Origin of the sequence: Aeromonas bestiarum (assembly GCF_028751155.1) — a bacterium.
Taxonomy (GTDB): Bacteria; Pseudomonadota; Gammaproteobacteria; order Enterobacterales; family Aeromonadaceae; genus Aeromonas; species Aeromonas bestiarum.
Genome location: NZ_CP064746.1, coordinates 1830598 through 1853192, shown reverse-complemented (window position 1 = coordinate 1853192; position 22595 = coordinate 1830598). Strand labels below are relative to the sequence as shown.

At 61.4% G+C, this 22595-nt stretch carries 19 protein-coding genes; 14 read left to right on the top strand and 5 right to left on the bottom strand.

Annotated features, from left to right (window positions below):
• The first annotated feature begins 317 nt into the window (after positions 1-317).
• The 8 genes from IU367_RS08645 to IU367_RS08610 all read left to right on the top strand — a co-directional run bounded on the left by IU367_RS08645 (position 318) and on the right by IU367_RS08610 (position 10049).
• Positions 318-1988, top strand: coding sequence for a sensor histidine kinase (locus IU367_RS08645; protein ID WP_274454042.1), 1671 nt, complete (start codon positions 318-320; stop codon positions 1986-1988).
• Positions 1989-2085: 97 nt separating this feature from the next.
• On the top strand, positions 2086-2790 hold the full coding sequence (gene btsR, locus IU367_RS08640) for a two-component system response regulator BtsR (RefSeq protein ID WP_274454040.1): 705 nt from the start codon (positions 2086-2088) through the stop codon (positions 2788-2790).
• Positions 2791-2932: 142 nt separating this feature from the next.
• Positions 2933-4354: a carbon starvation CstA family protein gene (locus IU367_RS08635; RefSeq protein ID WP_043141243.1), complete on the top strand. Its 1422-nt coding sequence runs from the start codon at positions 2933-2935 to the stop codon at positions 4352-4354.
• Between the two features lie 286 nt (positions 4355-4640).
• A complete protein-coding gene (locus IU367_RS08630) occupies positions 4641-4979 on the top strand; it encodes a DUF3302 domain-containing protein (protein WP_042869880.1) in 339 nt (112 codons plus the stop codon).
• Positions 4980-4982: 3 nt separating this feature from the next.
• On the top strand, positions 4983-6020 hold the full coding sequence (locus IU367_RS08625) for an HlyD family secretion protein (RefSeq protein ID WP_098983802.1): 1038 nt from the start codon (positions 4983-4985) through the stop codon (positions 6018-6020).
• 100 nt (positions 6021-6120) lie between these two features.
• The gene (gene radD, locus IU367_RS08620) at positions 6121-7881 is read left to right on the top strand and encodes a DNA repair helicase RadD (RefSeq protein ID WP_274454038.1); all 1761 of its coding nucleotides are present in this window, start codon (positions 6121-6123) and stop codon (positions 7879-7881) included.
• A 341-nt stretch (positions 7882-8222) separates the two neighbouring features.
• Positions 8223-9656: a D-alanyl-D-alanine carboxypeptidase/D-alanyl-D-alanine endopeptidase gene (gene dacB, locus IU367_RS08615; protein WP_274454037.1), complete on the top strand. Its 1434-nt coding sequence runs from the start codon at positions 8223-8225 to the stop codon at positions 9654-9656.
• A 129-nt stretch (positions 9657-9785) separates the two neighbouring features.
• Positions 9786-10049, top strand: a complete 264-nt coding sequence (locus IU367_RS08610) for a GrxA family glutaredoxin (protein WP_010633640.1) — start codon at positions 9786-9788, stop codon at positions 10047-10049.
• Between the two features lie 60 nt (positions 10050-10109).
• Here the strand turns inward: IU367_RS08610 and IU367_RS08605 are convergent, their stop codons facing one another.
• Complete coding sequence (locus tag IU367_RS08605; protein ID WP_043556427.1) at positions 10110-10322, bottom strand: DUF1653 domain-containing protein; 213 nt, start codon at positions 10320-10322, stop codon at positions 10110-10112.
• Between the two features lie 361 nt (positions 10323-10683).
• Between IU367_RS08605 and IU367_RS08600 the strand changes: the two genes are divergently transcribed.
• Positions 10684-11898, top strand: coding sequence for a pyridoxal phosphate-dependent aminotransferase (locus IU367_RS08600; RefSeq protein ID WP_274454036.1), 1215 nt, complete (start codon positions 10684-10686; stop codon positions 11896-11898).
• 65 nt (positions 11899-11963) lie between these two features.
• Here IU367_RS08600 and IU367_RS08595 read toward each other — a convergent pair whose 3' ends face one another.
• Together IU367_RS08595 and fabV are read right to left on the bottom strand one after the other, a co-directional pair.
• Positions 11964-13439 (bottom strand): YfcC family protein, encoded by a 1476-nt coding sequence (locus tag IU367_RS08595; protein ID WP_274454035.1) that lies wholly within the window; start codon positions 13437-13439, stop codon positions 11964-11966.
• Between the two features lie 162 nt (positions 13440-13601).
• Complete coding sequence (gene fabV, locus IU367_RS08590) at positions 13602-14795, bottom strand: enoyl-ACP reductase FabV (RefSeq protein ID WP_005314774.1); 1194 nt, start codon at positions 14793-14795, stop codon at positions 13602-13604.
• A 351-nt stretch (positions 14796-15146) separates the two neighbouring features.
• Between fabV and IU367_RS08585 the strand changes: the two genes are divergently transcribed.
• Positions 15147-16445, top strand: coding sequence for a methyl-accepting chemotaxis protein (locus tag IU367_RS08585; RefSeq protein ID WP_274454034.1), 1299 nt, complete (start codon positions 15147-15149; stop codon positions 16443-16445).
• 207 nt (positions 16446-16652) lie between these two features.
• On the opposite strand, the gene IU367_RS08580 is transcribed toward IU367_RS08585, so the two are convergent.
• Both IU367_RS08580 and IU367_RS08575 read right to left on the bottom strand, forming a co-directional pair.
• Positions 16653-16847, bottom strand: coding sequence for a hypothetical protein (locus IU367_RS08580; protein WP_043141260.1), 195 nt, complete (start codon positions 16845-16847; stop codon positions 16653-16655).
• A 95-nt stretch (positions 16848-16942) separates the two neighbouring features.
• The gene (locus tag IU367_RS08575) at positions 16943-17839 is read right to left on the bottom strand and encodes a DMT family transporter (protein WP_274454033.1); all 897 of its coding nucleotides are present in this window, start codon (positions 17837-17839) and stop codon (positions 16943-16945) included.
• Positions 17840-17951: 112 nt separating this feature from the next.
• Here IU367_RS08575 and rsxA point away from each other — a divergent pair, with 112 nt between their 5' ends.
• Genes rsxA through rsxD form a run of 4 tightly spaced genes read left to right on the top strand, consistent with a single transcriptional unit; the run spans position 17952 to position 22574 of the window.
• Positions 17952-18533, top strand: coding sequence for an electron transport complex subunit RsxA (gene rsxA / locus IU367_RS08570; RefSeq protein WP_042869638.1), 582 nt, complete (start codon positions 17952-17954; stop codon positions 18531-18533).
• A 4-nt stretch (positions 18534-18537) separates the two neighbouring features.
• Positions 18538-19101, top strand: coding sequence for an electron transport complex subunit RsxB (rsxB, locus tag IU367_RS08565; protein WP_043141265.1), 564 nt, complete (start codon positions 18538-18540; stop codon positions 19099-19101).
• A gap of 14 nt (positions 19102-19115) precedes the next feature.
• Positions 19116-21518 (top strand): electron transport complex subunit RsxC, encoded by a 2403-nt coding sequence (rsxC, locus tag IU367_RS08560; RefSeq protein WP_274454032.1) that lies wholly within the window; start codon positions 19116-19118, stop codon positions 21516-21518.
• Between the two features lie 3 nt (positions 21519-21521).
• Complete coding sequence (gene rsxD, locus IU367_RS08555) at positions 21522-22574, top strand: electron transport complex subunit RsxD (protein WP_043141270.1); 1053 nt, start codon at positions 21522-21524, stop codon at positions 22572-22574.
• Positions 22575-22595: the final 21 nt, after the last annotated feature.

Below are 22595 nucleotides of genomic sequence, written 5' to 3'. Positions count from 1 at the left end.
ACCTGAATAATTGTCCAATTACCCTCAAAACGGTCCACTGCCGACCATGGATAAAAAACGCCCAGCCAGGGGGCTGGGCGGAGCATGCCACCTCCGTGTGGCGTATCCAGCGGATACATTCATGCTCCATCCAGCAATACCAACCCTTGGGCGATTACACAAATATCAATTTAACATGCTGATTTGATATGGTTTTATGGCACATTTCTGGCAAACTTCGCCCGCAATCGAGCGCACGTCGCTCACAGAACAAGATCCTGATCACACTTATTCATGGCTGCCGCTTTTTTCGGCTCGGACTCTGAGGAACGTTTTTTATGCAGTTGGTCCTCTCCCTGCTTCAACAGATGAGCGTCAGTCTGGTGATCGCCTATCTCTTCTCCAAGAGTCCGCTGCTGCGCCCCCTGGCCAACTATTCCGTCAGACTTCCTCACAAGATACTGATATACATCATTTTTTCTTGTTTTTGCATCCTGGGTACCTACGTGGGGCTGGATATCGACGATGCCATCGCCAATACCCGTGCCGTCGGGGCCGTGCTGGGGGGGCTGCTGGGGGGCCCGCTGGTAGGATTTCTGGTGGGACTGACCGGTGGCGTGCACCGCTACAGCCTGGGGGGATTTACCGATCTGGCCTGCGCCATCTCGACCACCTGCGAGGGGCTGCTGGGGGGGCTGGTGCACTGGCGCCTGATGCGCTCTGGCAGGATGAATGCCCTGTTCGAACCCAGGATCGCCTTCTTCACCACCCTCTACGCCGAGATATTGCAGATGATCATCATACTGCTGGTGGCGACCCCGTTCGATCAGTCCCTGCTGCTGGTGCGCACCATAGCCACCCCCATGATCCTGGCCAACTCCTGCGGCGCGGCCCTGTTCATCAGCATGATCCGCGATCAGCAGCAGATGTATGAGAAGTTCTCCCGGGTCTTCTCCGCCAAGGCGCTTACCATCGCCAATCGCACCGTCGGCATCATGAGCCAGGGCTTCACCCCCGAGGCCAGCAACAAGATTGCCCACATCATTCAGGAAGAGACGGGGGTCGGCGCCGTCGCCATCACGGATACCGACAAGATCCTCGCCTTCATCGGCACCGGAGAAGATCACCACAAGCCGGGTACCCCCATCACCTCGGCCATCACCCTGCAGGCCATCGCCCGCAACAAGGTGCTGTTTGCCGATGGCAACAGCCAGCCCTATCGCTGCAGTATCTCGCCTCAGTGCCAGCTGGGCTCGGTGCTGGTGATCCCGTTGCACGGCGACGAGGGGGTGATCGGCACCATCAAGTTGTATGAACCCAAGAAGCGCTTGTTCCTCAAGATCAATCACACCCTGGGGGAAGGGATAGCCAACCTGCTGTCACAGCAGTTGCTGACCGGCCGGCTGGAACAGCAGCAGCGCCTGCTGGTGCAATCCGAGCTCAAGCTCATCCAGGCCCAGATCAACCCCCATTTCCTGTTCAATACCCTCAACACCATCAGCGCCATCACCCGACGGGAGCCCGAGCGGGCACGTCAGCTGCTGCTGCACCTCTCCTTGTTCTTTCGCAAGAACCTCAAGCGCCAGAGCGGGTTGGCCAGCCTGCAGGAGGAGCAGGAGCACTGCCAATCCTATCTCGAGATAGAGCTGGCCCGCTTTGGCGATCGGCTGACCGTGATAAACGATATCCCGCCCCATCTGGCCGGCCTGACGCTGCCGAGTTTTACCCTGCAACCCCTCATCGAGAATGCCATCAAGCACGGCATCTCCACCCTGCTGGAGCAGGGCCGAATCCGTCTTTATGCCGAAGAGAGCCAGGAGAGCGTGACCATCTGCGTGGAGGACAATGCCGGCACTTGGCAGGAGGGTCCGGCGGGGGATGGACTCGGCATGACCATAGTGGATCGGCGCCTCAAGAGCGCCTTCGGCAGCAGGTATGGCATCCGCGTCAGCTGCGAACCCGAGTGCTGGACCCGGGTCGCGTTCACCCTGCCCAGGGAGGCGTTATGACAAAAAATCACCCCTCGCCCCGGATGATCCGCCCGGCCGACCCCTTGCATCCCCATTCCGCGCCGTTCACGCACCATCACGATGTTCAGGAGAGCGCATGATCCGCACGCTCATAGTCGATGACGAACCCTATGCCCGCGAGGAGCTGGCCCAGCACCTGACGGGCGATCCCGACATCGAGATCCTGGGGTTGGCGGCCAACGCCATCGAGGCGCTTCCTCTGATCCAGCGGCTCAAACCGGACGTGGTGTTCCTCGATATCCAGATGCCCAAGCTGAGCGGCATGGAACTGGTGGCCATGCTCGATCCCCTGCCCCGCATCGTGTTTGTCACCGCCTTCGACGACTACGCCATTCAGGCATTCGAGGAGAACGCCTTCGACTACCTGCTCAAACCGGTGGAGCCGGCACGCCTCGCCAAGACGCTGGCTCGCCTCAAGCAGGATCTCACCCCACAGCCCATCGCCTCGCTGGCGCCGGCCATCCGCCACATTCCCGGCTATCTGCACAACCGGGTGCGGCTGCTGCCCATCGAGCAGGTGGAGTACGCCTTCTCCGATCTCGGCGGGGTGCACGTTGCCTGCCAGGGCGAGCTGTTTCACACCCAGCTCACCCTGAAATCATTGGAGGAGAAGACGCCCCTGCTGCGCTGCCACCGCCAATATCTGGTGGCGCCGGGGGCCATCTTCGAGATCCAGCTGCTGGAAAACCAGCTGGCGGAGATAGTGACGCCAAGCGATGCCCGGTTGCCGGTCAGCCGCCGCTACCTCAAGGAGCTCAAAGACGAACTGGGGCTCGAATAACGGCGCGGGATTGTGCGCGGGATCACAGCCGGCGACCGCTCGGGTCGCCATGGCGCCGCTCACCACGTTTCACCTGCCCTCCGGGGCCCCTCCCTCTAGACTCGCTACGCACACCATAAAATAACAATGATGGAGCGTAACAATGATCTGGTTCTTCCTCTGTGTTGGCTTGCTGATCGCCGGCTACTTTATCTACGGCAAGTTCATCGAGCGGATATTCGGCCCGAAACCCGAGCGCGCCACCCCCGCCATCACCATGGCTGACGGGGTGGACTATGTGCCCATGTCGGACAAGAAAGTCTACCTGGTACAACTGCTCAACATCGCCGGCGTCGGCCCCATCTTCGGCCCCATACTGGGTGCCCTCTACGGCCCGGTCGCCATGCTCTGGATCGTGTTCGGCTGCATCTTCGCCGGTGCGGTACACGACTACTTCTCCGGCATGCTGTCGGTGCGCGCCAAGGGCGCCTCGGTGCCGACCGTGGTCGGCGAGCACCTTGGCACAGCCGCCAAACACTTCATGAACCTGTTCGCCGTGGTGCTCTTGATGCTGGTGGGCGTGGTGTTCGTGCTGAGCCCGGCGGGCCTCTTGGCCAACCTCACCTCCATCGATCTGGTCTACTGGATAGTGGCCATCTTTGCCTACTACATACTCGCCACCATAGTGCCCATCGACAAGATCATCGGCCGCTTCTACCCCATCTTCGGCGCCCTGCTGGTATTCATGTCGGTCGGCCTCATCATAGGGCTCATCGTCTCCGGCAAGGGCTTCTACAACACGGGGATGGATTTCTCCAACCTGCACCCGACCGAGCTGCCGCTCTGGCCGCTGTTGTTCATCACCATCGCCTGTGGCGCCGTGTCGGGTTTTCACGCTACCCAGTCCCCGCTGATGGCGCGCTGCATGCAAAACGAGAAGTCCGGTCGCTTCATCTTCTACGGCGCCATGATAGGTGAAGGGGTCATCGCCCTCATCTGGTGCACCCTGGGGCTCTCCTTCTACGACAGCACGGAAGCGCTCAACGCCACCATGGCCAACGGCGGGCCGGCGGCCGTGGTGCACGAAGTCTCCACCAGCCTGCTCGGCACGGTCGGCGGCATACTGGCCATTCTGGGCGTGGTGATCCTGCCCATCACCTCCGGTGATACGGCGTTTCGCAGTGCCCGCCTGATCGTGGCCGACTTCCTGCACCTGACCCAGAAACCCATGGCCAAACGCCTGCTGATCGCCGTGCCCATGTTCATCCTCGGCTTCCTCATCTCCAAGGCGGAATTTGGCATCATCTGGCGCTATTTTGGCTGGGCCAACCAGACCACGGCCGTCATCATGCTGTGGACTGCGGCGGCCTATCTGGCCAAAGAGGGCAAGCTGCACTGGGTCTGCACCATTCCCGCCATCTTCATGACAGCCGTGGTGTTCACCTATCTCGCCAACGCCCCCATAGGTTTCGGGCTGGAGATGGGTATCTCCACCATCATAGGCCTCACCTGCACCCTGGTGACGACGGTGGCCTTCCTGGTGAAATTCAGACCGGCACTGGTGAGCAGCACCAGCGAGAGTTGATCTGCTCAAGAAATTGAAAAAGGGAGCCTCATCGGCTCCCTTTTCTCTGCTCATTTCACGCCAGTGATGCCATACTTCCCCCGTAAGTCCTTGTCATCGATACGACTTTTCGGACTGGTGACGAATGGCATACCATCATTTTTGACGACTTCAGGCTGACTTAAGCTCCGGTACAAGAATATCGCTTAAGATGCCGTGCTAAAAAACGATAAATGTGTGATTCCCAATTGCTTTATAGAAAATTGAACTCAATGATTGGTTGTACATCAAACCGCTGGAGACCCCCATGTTCCTTGATTATTTTGCCCTTGGCCTGCTCTTCTTCGTCGGGCTGGTCATGTTCTACGGGATCATAGTGATCCACGACATTCCTTATGAAATAGCCAAGCACCGCCAGCACCCCCATCAGGACGCCATTCACGTGGCGGGATGGGTCAGTCTGTTTACCCTGCACGTGCTCTGGCCCTTCCTCTGGATCTGGGCCACCCTCTATCGCCCCGAGCGGGGATGGGGCTTCAACCAGCGCCTGCAGCAGGATGAGGACGAGATACAACTGCTCAAGCAGGAACTCGCCGATCTCAAGACGCGCATCAATACCATCGAACAGACTGAACAACAGGGATAACTCATGGACCTGCTACTGATCCTGACCTACACGGCACTGTGCGTGGCCGTGTTCAAGATTTTCCGCATTCCTCTCAACAAATGGACAGTGCCCACGGCGGCGCTGGGCGGCGTGCTCATCATAGGTACCCTGATCATATTGATGAACTACAACCACCCCTACTCTGAGATGGCACGCAACTACTATATCTCCACCCCGATAGTGCCGCTGGTGAAGGGTCGCGTGGTCGAGGTGCCGGTCAAGCCGAACCAGAAGGTGAAACAGGGGGATGTGCTGTTTCGTATCGAGGCAGACCCCTTCGAACAACAGGTTGCCAGCCTGCAGGCGCGGCTCCAGTCCAATCAGGATCACGTCAAATCCATCCAGGCCAGGCTGAGATCCGCCAAGCTGGATCTCGGCCGCTCCCAGGAGCTGGTGCGCCGTGGTGTCGGCAAGCAGCGGGATCTCGACGTGAGCCAGGCCAATGTCGACGATCTGGTCTCCCAGCTGGATCAGCAGCAAGCCCTGTTCAACGATGTGCAGGCCCAGCTGAAGAAGGCCCAGTATGACCTGGAGCAGACAGTGGTGCGCGCCCCCTCGGACGGCTTCGTGCTGCAACTGGCGCTGCGTCCCGGCATGATTGCCACCCCCTACCTCTACCGTCCCGTCATGACCTTCGTGCACCAGAGCGAGAACTACTATGTGGGCTGGTTCTGGCAAAACAGCATGCAGCGTCTGGCCATCGGCGATGAGGCCGAGGTGGTGATAGACGGCATTCCGGGCAAGATCTTCAAGGGAGAAGTGACCATAGTGGTGCCCGCCATCGCCGCCGGGAACGTGCAGGCCAACATGGGGCTGCTGGATCAGAGTACGGCCCAGCGCCCGGGCCGCCTGCCAGTCACCATCAAGATCACCGATCCCGAGTGGCCCAAATATCAGGTGATCGCCGGTGCCAGCGGCCAGGCTGCCATCTATACCCAGCATTTCCACCACGTCTCAGTGATGCGCAAAGTGCTGCTGCGCATGGCGAGCTGGATGAACTACGTCTTCCCCTTCCATTAATCAAGGCAAGAGTCCCAGCGGGCCGGCATCATGCCGGCCCGCTGTTTTTGTGGCCCCAAGATCCCTATAATGGCGCCATCCTGCACCACAGCCGTTCCCCATGTTCGTTCTCAGACCCTATCAAACCGACGCCGTCAATGCCGTGATCAGCCACTTTCGCCAGCACCCGGATCCCGCCGTGGTGGTGCTGCCCACTGGCGCCGGCAAGAGCCTGGTGATCGCCGAGCTGGCCCGCAAGGCCCGTGGCCGCGTGCTGGTGCTGGCTCACGTCAAGGAGCTGGTGGAGCAGAACCACGCCAAGTACGAGGCCTGGGATCTCAAGGCTGACATCTTCGCCGCCGGGCTCGATCGCAAGGAGGCGAGCGCCCAGGTAGTGTTCGGCTCGGTGCAGTCGGTGGCCCGCAATCTGGCCGCCTTTGATGGCGCCTTCTCGCTGCTCATCATCGACGAGTGCCACCGGGTCTCGCTTGAGGACGACAGCCAGTACCATCAGGTGATCGACCATCTCAAAACCGCCAACCCGGCCCTCAAGATCCTCGGCCTCACCGCCACGCCGTATCGGCTCGGGCTGGGCTGGATCTACCGGCGCCACTACCACGGCATGGTGAAAAGCCATGGCGAACGGCTGTTTGGCGACTGCGTGTTCGAGCTGCCCCTGCGCTTCATGGTCAAAAACGGCTATCTGACCCCACCCAGGCTGGTGGATGCCCCCATAGTCCACTACGACTTCAGCAAGCTGGTGCCGCGCGCAAACGGCCTGTTCAGCGAGGCGGATCTCAACGGCGAGCTCAAGCGCCAGCAGAGGGTCACCCCCCATATCCTGAGCCAGGTACTGGAGTACGCCGCCGATCGGCAAGGGGTGATGATCTTCGCCGCCACCGTCGAGCATGCCCGCGAAATTCACGGCCTGCTCGGCGCCAAAGAAGAGAAGGCGGCCCTGATCACGGGCGAAACGCCGGGGCCGGAGCGCGATGCCCTTATCAGCGCCTTCAAGGCGCGGGAGCTCAAGTTTCTGGTCAACGTGGCCGTGCTCACCACCGGCTTTGACGCCCCCCACGTGGATCTCATCGTCATGCTGCGCCCCACCGAGTCGGTCTCCCTCTATCAGCAGATCGTCGGCCGCGGCCTGCGCCTCTCGCCGGGCAAGGCCGATTGTCTGGTGCTCGACTATGCGGGCAACAACTTCAATCTGTTTGCTCCCGAGGTGGGGGAACCCAGACCCCACGCAGGCACAGAGCCGGTGCAGGTGCCCTGCCCCGCCTGCGGCTTTGCCAACACCTTCTGGGGCAAGACCGACGAGGAGGGCAAGGTGATCGAGCACTACGGTCGCCGCTGTCAGGGCTTGTTTGAAGATGACGAGGGCAACCGCGAGGAGTGCGACTACCGCTTTCGGTCAAAAATCTGCCCCGCCTGCGGCGCCGAAAACGACATCGCCGCCCGCCGCTGCCAGAGCTGCGATCAACTGCTGGTGGATCCTGACGACAAGCTCAAGGAGGCGCTCAATCTCAAGGACTGCATGGTCATTCGCTGCGCCGGGCTCACCTTCACAGCAGGACGCGGCAAACAGGGGGAACGACTGGAGGTGACCTATCACGATGAGGATGGTCTCACCCTCAATGAGTACTTCGGATTTCACTCCCAGGGTGCGCGGCGCTTGTTTCAACAACGCTTTGTGCGTCATCATTGGCCCGCCCCGGGCCTGGAGCCCGAATTTGCCACCCTGGCGAGCGTGCTGGCGGCGCAAAGCCAGTTTCGCCACCCGGATTTCGTCATCGCCCGCAAATCGGGGCGGTTCTGGCAGATAAAAGAGAAGATTTTTGATTATGACGGCCGCTATCGTACCGCCAACGCCTCTGCCTAGAGGCAGGCCATGCGGTCGGCTGGTGAAAGAGAACAGATTGGATCATGCCGGCCGGCATCGTACCGCCAACGCCTCTGGCGAGAGGCAGGCACTGCGGTCGGCTGGTCAAAGAGAACAGATTGGATTATGTCGGCCGGTATCGCACCGCCAACGCCTCTGGCCAGAGGCAGGCACTGCGGTCGGCTGGTCAAAGAGAACAGATTGGATCATGTCGGCCGGTATCGTACCGCCAACGCCTCTGGCGAGAGGCAGGCCCTGCGGCCGGCTGGTGAAAGAGAGAATGGTTTGTTATCAGGGTCGGTATCGCACTGCCGACACCCTTCGTCAAGTTAGAGGATTCTATGCAGCGGCTGTTGATTGGTTTTTGTGCTCTGTTTTCCATGGTGGCTCAGGCTGCCCCGCTGACCCCACCCAAGGGGGGCCAGTACGCCATCATAGTGCAGGGCAATGGCGGGGTGGAGTTTGCCCGCCACGCCGATGACATGATAGCGCCCGCCTCTACCATGAAGGTGCTGACCGCGCTGGCCGCCCGCCTCGAGCTCGGCGCCGACTTCCGCTTTGCCACCGACATCCAGGCCCAGCCTGGCGCCAAGCAGGGTGACGCCATCAAGGGCGACATCTGGATCAACTTCGTCGGCGACCCCACCCTGTCACGGATGGATCTGCTGGCCCTGTTCAAGCAGCTCGGGGTCAACCGCATCCAGGGCAACGTCTACGTCAACACAGGCGCCTACAACGGCTATGAGCGCGGCAACGGCTGGTCGTGGGGGGATCAGACTCTCTGCTTCGCCGCCCCCGTCTCCTCCGTCATCATCGACAAGAACTGCGCCTATGGCACCATCACGGCCACCCAGATTGGCAAACCCGCCACCGGCAACGTGGCCACAGGCGTGCCCATCGGCATCGGCGCCGACAACGTGGAAGTGATGAACTATGGCGACATGGCCCGCCAGTTCTGCGCCCTGGAAGTGGACATGGCCAAGGGCAACTTCTACGAGCTCAAGGGCTGTATCACCCCGAACAAGGAGCCGCAGGGTCTGCGTTTTGCCATTCACGACGTGGAAGCCTGGGGCTGGGACAACATTCGCTGGGCCATGGACAGAGCCGGCATCAAGCATGAGGGACTGCTGCGAGTGACCCACAAGGCACCGGAGGGGGCCGAGACCCTGGGCACCCACTATTCGGTCTCATTGCCCATCATGCTCTCCAAGATGCTCAAAAAATCCGACAACCTCTACGCCGACACCTTCCTGAAGACGGTGGGCCGCCACTACTACAACAAGCCGGGCAGCTATCGCAGCGGCACCATGGCGGTGCGCGCCATCCTGACCAAGAACGGTATCGATCTGGGCAACGCCACCCTGGCCGATGGCTCGGGTCTCTCGGCCCACAACCTCATCAGCGCCCGCCAGATGCTGTCTGTGCTCACCTTCATCCAGAAAAATGATGCCGAACTCGGCTTCATCAAGCTGCTGCCCAGCTCTCAGGTGGATGGCACCCTGGCCTGGCGGCGCAGCGTCACCGCCCCCATGATGAAAAACAAGGTGCATGCCAAGACAGGCACCATCACGGGCACCTCCAACCTGGCCGGCTTCATCGATACCGCCGGGGGGCAGCGCAAGGCCTTCGTGATGTTCCAGCGCGGCCTGTCGCAGGATCCCGCCACCCACGAGCGCTACCGTGCCAGCAAGGCTGTCTGGCCCTGGACAGTGTTCGAAAAGGGCGTGCTGGAGAGCATCTACCAGCAACAACCCATCCAGATCATCGAGCAGTAATGTGGGGAGCCACGTTGCCAGCAAGGTGGCTTATCGGATATGGCGAACGGCCGTATCGACAATTTCCACTTTGACTAGCCACGAGGCAGGGCTATGCTGTGCCCTGCTTCATATCAACGGAGAGAGAACATGTTTGCAGTGATTTTTGGTCGTCCCGGTTGCCCCTATTGTGTCCGTGCCAAGCAGATCGCCGAGCAGCTGGTTGAGCAGCGTGACGATTTCAAATTCCGCTACGTGGACATCCACGCCGAAGGCATCACCAAGGAAGATCTGGCCAAGAGCGCCGGCAAGCCGGTCAATACAGTGCCGCAAATCTTCCTGGACGAGCAGCACATTGGTGGCTGCACCGATTTCGAAGCCTATGCCAAAGAGAACCTGGGTCTCTACCAGTAAGCTCCCCCGCATGGAAAAAAGGCGCCTGATGGCGCCTTTTTTTATGGTGCAAACCGCCGCTCAGCCCGCGGTCGGGGTGAAGCGGCTCACCACTTGGCCCTGATGTTCGATCCACTCCATGAACATGGCCACCGGGCGGGCATAGACGGCTCCATCCTGCTCGGATTGATAGATCACCAGCTGCTCCTGGGTTTCGGTGTGCAGGGCCAGGGTGAGCACCTGATAATAGCCTCCCTTGAAGTGGCGATAACGGCCGGGCGCGGGTGCGTGCATGGAGATACCTCGACAGATGATGAAAATGGGCCCGGCGACGATGTGCCAAGGCCCCACAAGGGGGACAGGCCACGATTTTTTACGCAAGCCAATCGTGCCATTGGATGCGAATATTTCAACACAGTCGGGTAGCTTTGTTAATCAGCCCCTCATCTTTCACTGGTTAACCTCGGTTCACACAAACGATCGTGCTAAATTTAACGTTTCAGCAACCCTGTTTTAGGGCTAAAAATCAGGGAATTCTACTAAAAATAAGATTGTTCTAGCATTCAATTCTGTGAAGAATAGGGGAAAAGAAATTTGATACTAAAAATCGCCTTTTTCGCCAACGCGTCCCCACGGGGAAGGAAGCACACTCACCATGTTCACTATCGACAAGTCGCACAAGCTCGACGATGTCTGCTATGACATCCGCGGCCCGGTGCATAAAGAAGCTCGCCGTCTCGAAGACGAAGGCCACCGCATCATCAAGCTCAACATCGGCAACCCGGCCCCGTTCGGCTTCGATGCGCCGGAAGAGATCATCAAGGATGTGATCCTCAACATGCCGCTGAGCCAGGGCTACTGCGACTCCAAGGGGCTCTTCTCGGCCCGCAAGGCGGTGATGCAGTACTACCAGCAAAAAGGGATGCGCAAGGTCGACATAGACGACATCTACATCGGCAATGGCGCCAGCGAACTGATCGTGATGGCCATGCAGGCGCTGCTCAACAACGGCGACGAGATGCTGGTGCCCTCCCCCGACTATCCGCTGTGGACCGCCGCCGTCACCCTCTCGGGTGGCCATGCGGTGCACTACCGCTGCGACGAAGGGGCCGACTGGTATCCGGATCTGGACGACATCCGCGCCCGCATCACACCGCGCACCCGCGGCCTGGTGCTGATCAACCCCAACAACCCGACCGGCGCCGTCTACGGCAGCGAGTTCCTGCTGGAGGTGATCGAGATAGCCCGCCAGCACAACCTCATCATCTTCGCCGACGAGATCTACGACAAGATCCTCTACGACGACATCTCCCACACCAGCGTCTGCACCCTGTGCGACGATGTGATGGTGGTGACCTTCAACGGCCTCTCCAAGGCCTACCGCGCCTGTGGTTTCCGCCAGGGCTGGATGGTCATCACCGGGCCCAAGGGACGCGCCAAGGGGTACATCGAGGGGCTGGAGATGCTGGCCTCCATGCGACTGTGTGCCAACGTGCCGATGCAGCACGCCATCCAGACCGCGCTCGGTGGCTACCAGAGCATCAACGAGCTGATCCTGCCGGGCGGTCGCCTGCGCAAGCAGCGGGACAAGGCGTGGGAGCTCCTGAACGAGATCCCCGGCGTCTCCTGCGTCAAGCCCAAGGGGGCGCTCTACATGTTCCCGCGCCTGGATCCCAAGGTGTACGACATTCGCGACGACCAGAAGATGGTGTTCGACCTGCTGCAGCAAGAGAAACTGCTGCTGGTGCAGGGCACAGGCTTCAACTGGCCGGCGCCGGATCACTTCCGGCTGGTGTTCCTGCCCCGTGAAGAGGAGCTGGAAGAGGCCATCGGTCGTCTCTCCCGCTTCCTCAAGGGCTACAAGCAGTAAGCAAGACCCATGAAAAAGGCTCCCTCGGGAGCCTTTTTGCTGTCTGTCGTTTGGTACTTAAGCCATCAGCCATGCAACAGGGTTCCCGCCACCAGCACCGCCATGGTGATGAGGGCCACCCCGACGATGAAGGGCAGCACCCAGCGCACGAAGCGATCGTAGGGGATCCTGGCCAGCGCCAGCCCCGCCACCAGATGGGCGGCGGTGGGAGCGAACAGGTTGATCCAGCCGGAGGCGGACTGATAGGCGGTGATCACCAGATCCCGGGAGATGCCGGAGAAGTCCGCCAGCGGCCCCATCAGCGGCATGGAGACGGTCGCCAGCCCCGAGGTCGAGGGAATAAAAAAGCTCAGGATGATGTGCACCAGATAGGCCATCAGGATGAAGACCGACGACGACAGCCCGGTCACCAGCCCTTCGGCCCAGTGCAAGATGGTGTCTATGATGACGCCCTGCTCCATCACCACATAGATGCCGCGCGCCACCGCCACCACCAGCGCCACCCCGATGAGATCCCGAGCCCCGCTCAGGAAGGTCGCGACGTAGTTGGACTCCGGCATGCGGTTGATCTGCGCGATCAGGATGGAGGCGCTGAAGAACAGGGTGGAGAGCTCGTCAAACCACCAGCCAAGGGTTGGCAGGAAATCGATCCCCAGATCGGACCAGGGCACCACCGCATAGATCATCAGCAGGAAGGTGCCGAAAAACACCAGCATGGTGAGCTTCTGCTTGCCGGTGAAGGCCGAGTCGCTGCGCTTCATCTGGGAGAATTCGTCATCATATTGGATGTCGGCCAGCACGGAGCGGGACTTGTCCTGCTGCACCTGCTTGGCATAACGCATCACGAACCAGGAGGCGAAGATCACCAGCAGCAGCCACTGGATGACCCGCAGACCTATCCCCTCGCCGATGGGAATGCCGGCAAAACCGGAGGCGATGCCGGTGGCAAAGGGGTTGACGGTGGAGGCAAGCACACCGACGCCGGAGCCGAGCAGGATGATCCCCGCCGCCACCATGCGATCGAAGCCCGCCGCCATCATGACAGGCACGATCAGCGCCCAGAAGGCCACCGTCTCCTCCGCCATGCCGAAGGTGGAGCCGCCGAGGGCAAACAGGGCGATCAGCACGGGGATCAGCAGCCGCTCGCGACCGGCGAAGGCGCGCACGATTGCCCCCACCCCGGCATCGAGCGCCCCGCTCTGCATGGTCACCGCCAGAAAGCCGCCTATGATGAGCACGAACAGCGCCACGTCGGCCGCCTTGTGGAAGCCCTGGATGGGGGCCTTGAGCACCTCGAACACCCCCTGCGGGTGGGAGGGCAGCTCGGTGTAGCTGCCGGGCACAGGCAGCAATCGCTCATCGCCGCTGTAGTCGGCCACGGCCGCCGCCGCCACCGGCTGCTGGGTCTTGGCTGTTACGTAGTTGTATTTGCCCGCCGGCAGCACCCAGGTGAGGGCCGCCATCAGGGCGATGATGATGAAAAGCAGGGTATAGACAGTGGGGAGTTGGCGCTTCTTGGGCGCCTCGTTTGGAGTGGTCATAGCTTCCGTTCCTCGGCAATGCCGTCTGTGATCCGATCAGCGCAAGACTAGCGGGTTTGATATGGGAAAAAGGTGATCGCGGATAATAAAATTCCGCAACTTGGCGGAGTTTTTGCCAAAAAAACAGGGCCCCGCGGGGCCCTGTTTTCACTTGAGTCAGGATCAGAGCTCGACCACGTCGAATTTCACGTCCGGGTTCACATCCGCCTCGTAATCCACCTCGGCCAGGCCGAAACCGAACAGGCGCAGGAACTCCTGCTTGTAGCCGGTGTAGTCGGTCAACTCGGAGAGGTTCTCGGTAGTGATGGAAGGCCAGAGATCGCGGCAGGTCTGCTGCACGTCTTCACGCAGTTCCCAGTCGTCCATGCGGATGCGGGCCTGCTCGTCCAGTGCCAGCTCCTCGCCATAGAGGCGGGTGCGCATCATGCGATAGACCTGCTCCATGCAACCTTCGTGAATCCCCTTCTCCTTCATGATCTTGAAGGCCATGGAGATGTAGAGCGGCATTACAGGAATGGCAGAAGAGGCCTGGGTCACCACGGATTTGAGCACGGCCACGTGAGCGGTGCCGCCCTTGGCAGCCAGATCGCCACGGATGGCGGTGGCGGCGCGGTCCAGATCTTCCTTGGCGCGGCCCAGGGTGCCATGCCAGTAGATGGGCCAGGTCAGGTCGGTGCCGATATAGGAGTAAGCCACGGACTTGGCGCCGTCGGCCAGCACGCCAGCATCGCGCAGGGCCGCCATCCACAGTTCCCAATCCTGGCCGCCCATGACGGTGATGGTGTTCTGGATCTCTTCCTCGTTCGCCGGCTCGACGGTGGCTGTGATGATCTGATCCTTGTTGGTATCGATGGCGGTGGTGGTGTAGGTCTCGCCGATGGGTTTCAGGGCAGAGCGCACCACTTCACCTGTCTCCGGCATCTTGCGCACCGGCGAGGCCAGGGAGTAGACCACCAGATCGATCTGGCCCAGATCGGCCTTGATGAGCTCGATGACCTTGGCGCGGCACTCGTTGGAGAAGGCATCGCCGTTGACGCTTTTCGCATACAGACCCGCCTCTTTGGCAGCCTTGTCGAAGGCGGCGGAGTTGTACCAGCCCGCAGTCGCCGTCTTGGTTTCGCTGCCGGCTTTCTCGAAGAAGACGCCTATGGTGGCAGCGCCGCTACCGAAGGCAGTGGCAATCCGGGAAGCCAGACCATAACCGGTGGAAGCGCCGATCACCAGCACCCGCTTGGGGCCATTGGCAATCATGCCCTGCTCCTGGGTGTAAGCGATCTGGCGACGAACATTGGCCTCACAGCCAACCGGGTGAGTGGTGGTGCAGATAAAGCCGCGAACCTTGGGTTTGATAATCATATGGGGGTCTCGGATCCGTTAAATGGATGAAATCGGGGCATAAGATACCTCATCTTGCCGCCCTAGGGTGCTCTGATGTGTTGAACTGCGGGGAAAACGAACAGATTCACGGTATCCGCACCGCCAAAACCGGGCCGGCGCCAGGGGAATGACGGTTGGAAAAGCCTGGGCATGAAGCAGGTGCCAGCCGCACACCCGAGTCTGGCCCCCCGGGGGCAGCCAGAATAAATAAAATAAAAACAGATAATTACCCCCATATCTGCGCGATTGGCCAAATATTCTGTACTAGTATTCAGCCGGTCGACTATTGTCACGAGAAGTCTCACAAGGGTCTCAATGAGGAGTTCCACCATGTTTTGGAAACGTGCAAACGACAATGAGAAACGTGAGCAAGAGGCTGCACTGGCGGAACTGGGCGCCTTCGAGCATGCCATTCAGTCCCGGGTGCCCTATATCCAGTTCACGCCGGAGGGCGTGGTCACCTTCGTCAACGATCTCTTCCTGGCGATCATGGGTTACCGCCGGGATGAGGTGCTGGGCCAGCACCACAGCGCGCTCTGCTTCCCCGAGGATGTCAAACGCCGCGAATACGAACAACTGTGGCATGACTTGCGCAGCGGTGCATTTCGTAACGGGCGTTTCATTCGGCAGGCCAAGTCGGGCAAGGCGGTCTGGCTGGAGGCCACCTATTTCCCCATCCTTGTCGATGGCAAGGTCATCAGGGTGGCCAAGGTGGCCTCCAACGTGACTGAGCAGCAGTCATCGCTGGAGCGGACCCAGGCCCTGCTGGCGGCCCTGGACAAGTCCCTTGCCGTCATCGACTTCCAGCCCGATGGCACCGTCATCACAGCCAACCAGAACTTCCTCAACTGCTTCGGCTACCGGTTGGACGAGGTGGTGGGCAAGTCCCACCGCCTCTTCTGCGATGAAACCTTCTACCAGAATAATCCCAACTTCTGGCGGGATCTGGGCTCGGGCAGCATCCAGTCCGGCCTCTTCATGCGCCTCGGCCGCCACGGTGAAAAGATCTGGCTGGAGGCCACCTACAACCCCATCTTCAACCACGAAGGCAAGGTGATCAAAATCATCAAGCTGGCGAGCGACATCACTGAACGGGTCGAGAAATCCATCTCGGTGCGCGAGGCGGCGCAAAAGGCCTGCGCCATCGCAGGTGAAACCGTGTCGAGCGCCGCCAAGGGACGCGAGGTGATCGACAAGGTGCTGGAGACCTCGTCCCACATCAACAGCTCGGTCAACGAGGTGACCCGGCAGATTGAAAATCTCAATCAGCAGTCGAAGAACATAGAGTCCATCATCTCCACCATCAGTGGCATAGCGGATCAGACCAATCTGCTGGCGCTCAATGCCGCCATAGAGGCGGCCCGGGCCGGCGAGCAGGGGCGCGGCTTTGCCGTAGTGGCGGACGAAGTGCGGCAACTGGCCGCCAGAACCTCCACCTCCACGGGGGAAATCGTCTCCGTCATCAAGCTCAACTCCGACATCACCTCCAGGATCACCCAGACCGTCTCCGTGGTCTCCGACAAGGCGATGGCGGGACAGGAGCAGGCCAGCATCATAGCCACCGTCATCAAGGAGATCATCGAAGACGCCAACTCGGTCTCCGACACCGTCAAGGGCCTCTCCATCTGACTCTGTGTGAAAGGGCCCGCCACAGAAACAAGCGACGGCTCAGTCCGTCGCTTGTTTCATTCTGCCCATGTGAAAGCGCGGCCAGCCTTGCAGCCTGCCGTGATGTGAAGGAAATAAATGCGAGGGGAAGAAAGGAGTGGCAGCGGAGATGGCGGGCAGGACGCTGGCGTCATCAAGATTGCACGAAGCACGGGCATAGCCCGGCCATCAGGCCTCGCCCATATAGCGGCGAGCCTCCTCATCGGCCAGTACCAGGGCCGTTTCCCACAGCTCGGCGATCAAGAGTCCTTCCTCTCCCACGGCCGCTTCCTCCAAGGCCTCCAGCGCCCTGGCATCGGCCAGGGTAAAGGGATTGTGCGCCAGCAGGGCCTGCGCCCTGGTCAATAACATCATGCCGTTCATCTGTGATCTCCCGGATCCTGCCTGACCTGTCTGTGCAGACTGTAGCCGATAAGCCGCTCGGCGCCAGCCACGCTGCCAGCGTAGTGCAGGACAGATCAGCTGTCGGCGATGACAGGCGCGCGAACCTTGTGCCGCGCGGGCAGCTGCCCCACTGCTATGCCGAGCAGCACGGCGCCACAGGCGAGCCACTGCAGCGACGTCAGGGTTTCCCCCAGCAGCAGATAGGCCAGCAACAGGGTAAAGACAGGAATGAGGTTCACATAGGCCGCCGCCAGCGTCACCTTGACCTGGGTCACCGACCAGTTGTAGAGCAGGTAAGCCCCGAGCGTCACGAAGGCACCGAGGAAGGCGATGACCGCCATGTCTTGCCAGGCCCAGGCCGTCGGCCAGGGTTCGCTGACGGCGAAGGGGGCAAAGAAGAGGGTGCCAACAAAGGCCTGCAGGGCAGTCAGGGTGAGCACGCTGTAGCGACTGGAGAGCTTCTTGAATACCACCGAGTAGGTGGCGGCGCACAGCATGGCAGCCATCTCCAGGCTGTTGCCGAGCAGGGCGTTGGGGGCAAACTCGTCCACCCCGCTGCCCAGCCCCAACAGGGCTATGCCGAAGATGGCGATGGCAAACCCGAGCCACTGGCGGCGACTCACCCGCTCCCTGAGCAGCACAAAAGCCACCAGCGCCACTATGAGCGGCAGCAAGGCGCAGACCATGCCCGCCTGACCGGCGCTGGTGTAGCGCAGAGCATTCACCTCCAGCAGGAAATAGAGGCAGGGCTCCAGTCCCCCCATCAGGGCCAGCCAGCGCCAGTCTCCCTTTTGATAGCAAAAATTGCCCAGGTAGCGGTAGCAGAGCAGCCAGCAGAGCGCGGCCACGCTCATGCGCATGAAGAGCACCTGGCCGAAGCCCCAGATCCCCAGCACGTGCTTGAGCGCGATGAAGGAGCTGGACCAGAGCAGCATCGCCAGGGTGAGGGTAAAGATAGGTAAAGGGCGCACATTTCCTCCATGAAATTGGCCATTTGAATAATAACCATGCGGCCTTGCGGTTGTTTAAAGGCACCTAAAATCAGATAATACCGCCGCCCTCAAACCGGATAACCAACCTTCAATGACTGAGTACCTGCTTTTATTGGTCGGCACAGTGCTGATTAACAACTTCGTGCTGGTGAAGTTTCTCGGCCTGTGCCCCTTCATGGGCGTCTCTGGCAAGCTGGAGACCGCCATCGGCATGGGGCTTGCCACCACCTTCGTGATGACGCTGGCCAGCGCCTGTTCCTATCTGATGGAACACTATATCCTGATCCCGTTGAACATCGCCTACCTGCGCACGCTCGCCTTCATTCTTGTGATCGCCGTCGTGGTTCAGTTCACCGAGATGGTTATCCGCAAGAGCAGCCCGACCCTCTATCGCCTGCTGGGCATCTTCCTGCCGCTCATCACCACCAACTGTGCCGTGCTGGGGGTGGCGCTGCTGAGCATCAACGAGCGCCACAACTTCATCCAGAGCATCATCTATGGCTTCGGGGCTGCCTGTGGCTTCTCGCTGGTGCTGATCCTGTTTGCCGCCATGCGTGAGCGCCTGGTGGCGGCCGACGTCCCCACTCCGTTTCGCGGCGTCTCCATCGCCATGATCACCGCCGGCCTGATGTCGCTGGCCTTTATGGGCTTTACCGGCCTCATCAAGATATAGCGCTATGACTCACATACTCTTTGCCGTTCTGGTGTTGGCTCTGCTGGCCCTGGCCTTCGGCATCATTCTGGGCTTTGCCGCCGTCAAGTTTCATGTGGAAGCCGATCCCATCGTCGATCAGCTCGATGCCCTGTTGCCACAGACCCAGTGCGGCCAGTGCGGCTACCCGGGTTGCAAGCCTTATGCCGAGGCCCTGGCCAACGGCGATCAGATCAACAAGTGTGTGCCCGGTGGCGATGCCACCATGCGCAAGATTGCCGACCTCATGGGGGTAGAGCCCCAGCCGCTGGGCGGTGGCGAAGCCGCCGTCCCGGTAAAGAGAGTCGCCTTCATCCATGAAGATCAATGCATCGGCTGCACCAAGTGCATCCAGGCCTGTCCGGTCGATGCCATCGTCGGTGCCACCAAGGCGATGCACACCGTGATCAAAGACGAGTGCACCGGCTGCGATCTCTGTGTCGATCCCTGCCCAACCGACTGTATCGAAATGATCCCTGTGCCGACCACGGTCGACAACTGGAAGTGGGATCTGGCCAGCGTCGCCATTCCGGTCAAGATAGTGGAATAAACAGCGGAGTAACCATGCAGTCCTTACTCGAACGCATCAAAGCCGGCACCCTGTGGGATTTTCACGGCGGCATTCATCCTCCCGAAAACAAAGATCAATCCAGTCTGACCCCTGTGGTGGACGCGGGCCTGCCGCCCCAGCTCATCATACCGGTACGCCAGCACGCGGGCCCGGCCGGCGATCTGCTGGTGCAGGTCGGCGACAAGGTCAAGAAGGGTCAGCCGCTGACCCGCTACGACAAGGGTCGCATAGTGCCGGTGCACGCCTCCACCTCGGGCACCATCACCGCCATCGGCCACCACACGGTAGCGCACCCCTCCGGCCTCGATGATCTCTGCATCACCCTCACCCCGGATGGGGAAGATGACTGGGGTGAGCGCCAGGGCCGCAGCGACTACTGGAACCTGGAGCGGGGCGAGCTGCTGGAACGCATCCAGCAGGCGGGCATCGCGGGCCTCGGCGGCGCCGTGTTCCCGACCCACAGCAAGCTGGACGGTCGCGGTCAGCTGACCGAGATCCTGATCGTCAACGGACTGGAGTGCGAGCCCTACATCAGCACCGACGATCGGCTGATGCAGGAGTATGCCGACGAGATCATGGACGGCATCCGGGTGCTCAAGCACCTGCTCAAGCCCAAGCTGACCCTGATCGGGGTGGAAGACAACAAGCCGGCCGCCATCGGCGAGCTGACCCGTCACGCCACCGACGAGGACGTGCTGGTCAAGACGGTGCCGACCAAGTACCCCTCGGGCGGCGCCAAGCAGACCATAGAGCTGCTCACCGGCCGTCAGGTCCCCAAGGGGGGCCGCGCCGTGGACATGGGCATCATGGTGCTCAACGTGGCCACAGTGTTTGCCATCAAGCGCGCCATCATAGACGGCGAGCCGCTCATCTCCCGCATCGTCACCCTCACCGGCGACGCCTTCAAGAAACCGGGCAACGCCTGGGTGCTGCTGGGTACCCCGGTGCGCTGGTTGCTGCAGCGTTTCGAGCTGCAGCCCGAGGCGGATCAGCGGGTGATCATGGGCGGCCCCATGATGGGCTTCACCCTGCCCCATGCCATGGTGCCCGTGGTCAAGGCCACCAACTGCCTGCTCTCCCCCACCCGGGCCGAGTTGCCGCCGCCCGGCCCGGAGCAGGCCTGCATTCGCTGCAGCGCCTGCGCCGACGCCTGCCCGGCCAACCTGCTGCCCCAGGAGCTCTACTGGTACAGCCGGGCCAAGGAGTACGACAAGGCCGACGGGCTCAGCCTGTTCGACTGCATCGAGTGCGGTGCCTGCGCCTGGGTCTGCCCAAGCGAGATCCCCCTGGTGCAGTACTACAAGATTGCCAAGGATGACATCCGCGAGGCCCGTGCCGAGGCCGAGAAGGCCGAGCGTGCAAAGCAGCGTTTCGAGGCCAAGCAGGCCCGCTTCGAGCGGGAAAAAGCGGCCCGCGAGGCTCGCCACGCCGAGGCTGCGGCCCAGCGCCGCCAGGCCATGACGGCCGCCGGTGGCGAAGATCCGGTCGCCGCAGCTCTGGCCCGCATCAAGGCCAAGCAGGACGCTGCGCCGGTCGGCGCCAGCGAGCTCGCGCCGGACAACAGCGCCATGATTGCCGCCCGCGAGGCGCGCAAGCAGGAGGCCATCGCCCGCCGCGCCGCCAAGGCTGTCAGCGGTGATGAGCCCGCCGATGTTGCACCCACACCCGCGGAACAGGATCCGAAAAAAGCGGCCATAGCTGCAGCCTTGGCCCGAGCCAAGGCCAAGAAGGCGGCGCAAACCGCCCCTGACGAAGCAACGGCTGACACATCGGCCGCTGCGGCGGCACCTGTGACGGAAGCGGCGCCCAGCGCCGAGGCCGATCCCAAAAAGGCGGCCATTGCCGCCGCCATCGCCCGTGCCAAGGCCAAAAAGGCGGCGAACGCGGCGGATGACAGGGTCGCCGAGCCCGAAACTACCGCAGTCGAAGCAGAGCCAGCCATCGGATCCGCCCCGGCTGCCGCCGAAGTCGACCCCAAAAAGGCAGCCATTGCCGCCGCCATCGCCCGTGCCAAGGCCAAAAAGGCGGCGCACGCGGCGGATGACAAGGTCGCCGAGCCCGAGACTACCGCTGTCGAAGCCGAGCCGGTCGTCGGATCCGCCCCGGCAGCCGCCGAGGTCGACCCCAAAAAGGCAGCCATTGCCGCCGCCATTGCCCGTGCCAAAGCCAAAAAGGCAGCGCAAGCAACAGCGGATGGAAACATCGCAGAACCTGACGCCGGTGTCGTCGCTGACGCGGATACCCGGCAGAGCACAGAACCGGTACAAGTCGTTGCCGACGCCGACCCCAAGAAAGCAGCCATTGCCGCCGCCGTGGCCCGCGCCAAGGCCCGGAAACTGGCGGCCGAGGCGGCTGCCCAGGCTTCCCCTTCTCCATCGACTGACAAGAGCCACTGATCCATGTTCAATATCGCGAGTGCGCCGTTTGCCCATAACCGCAAACAGACCCAGACCCTGATGTTGCTGGTGATCCTGGCATGTCTGCCCGGTTTTCTGGCGCAGACCTGGTTCTTCGGCTGGGGCACCCTGATCCAGGTGCTGCTGGCGCTGGTGACGGCGCTGGGTGCAGAGGCCTTGGTACTCAAGTTGCGCCACCGTCCCATCAAACCCGCCCTGATGGATGGCAGCGCGGCGCTGACCGCCGTGCTGATCGGCCTCTCCCTGCCTCCCCTGCTGCCCTGGTGGATGCTGGTACTCGGCACCGCCTTTGCCATCATCATCGCCAAGCACCTCTACGGCGGGCTGGGTCAGAATCTGTTCAACCCGGCCATGGTGGCCTATGTGCTGCTGCTGGTCTCCTTCCCGGTACAGATGACCAGCTGGCTGCCGCCCTCCAGCATAGCCGCCTATGACATCGGCTTTGGCGATGCGGCGTCCGTCATCTTCACCGGCTTCAGCCTGGACGGCTACAGCATGGCGCAGCTCAAGCAGGGGGTGGATGGCCTCACCATGGCCACACCGCTCGATACCCTGAAAACAGGGCTGACCCAGGGGCTCACCGCCGGCGAGGTGATGACCCACGCCGTGTTCGAGGGCTGGGGTGGCATAGGCTGGAGCTGGGTCAACCTCGGTTACCTGCTCGGCGGCCTGTTCCTGCTGCAACAGAAGGTGATCAACTGGCGCATTCCGGGAGCCATCCTGGGCGCCTTGCTGCTGGCAGCCACCCTGGGTTATCTGATGACGCCGGATGCCACCGCCACCCCCATGTTCCACCTGTTCAGCGGCGCCACCATGCTGGGGGCCTTCTTCATCGCCACCGATCCGGTGAGTGCCAGCACCACACCCCGTGGCCGTCTGGTCTATGGCGTGCTGATCGGCGTGCTGGTCTACCTCATCCGCCGCTTTGGCGGCTACCCGGATGCCTTCGCCTTCGCCGTGCTGCTGGCCAACTTGTGTGTACCGCTGATCGACAGCCTGACACGTCCCAAGGTCTATGGAGCACGCCGCAAATGACCCCGGCGCACACCTCACTCT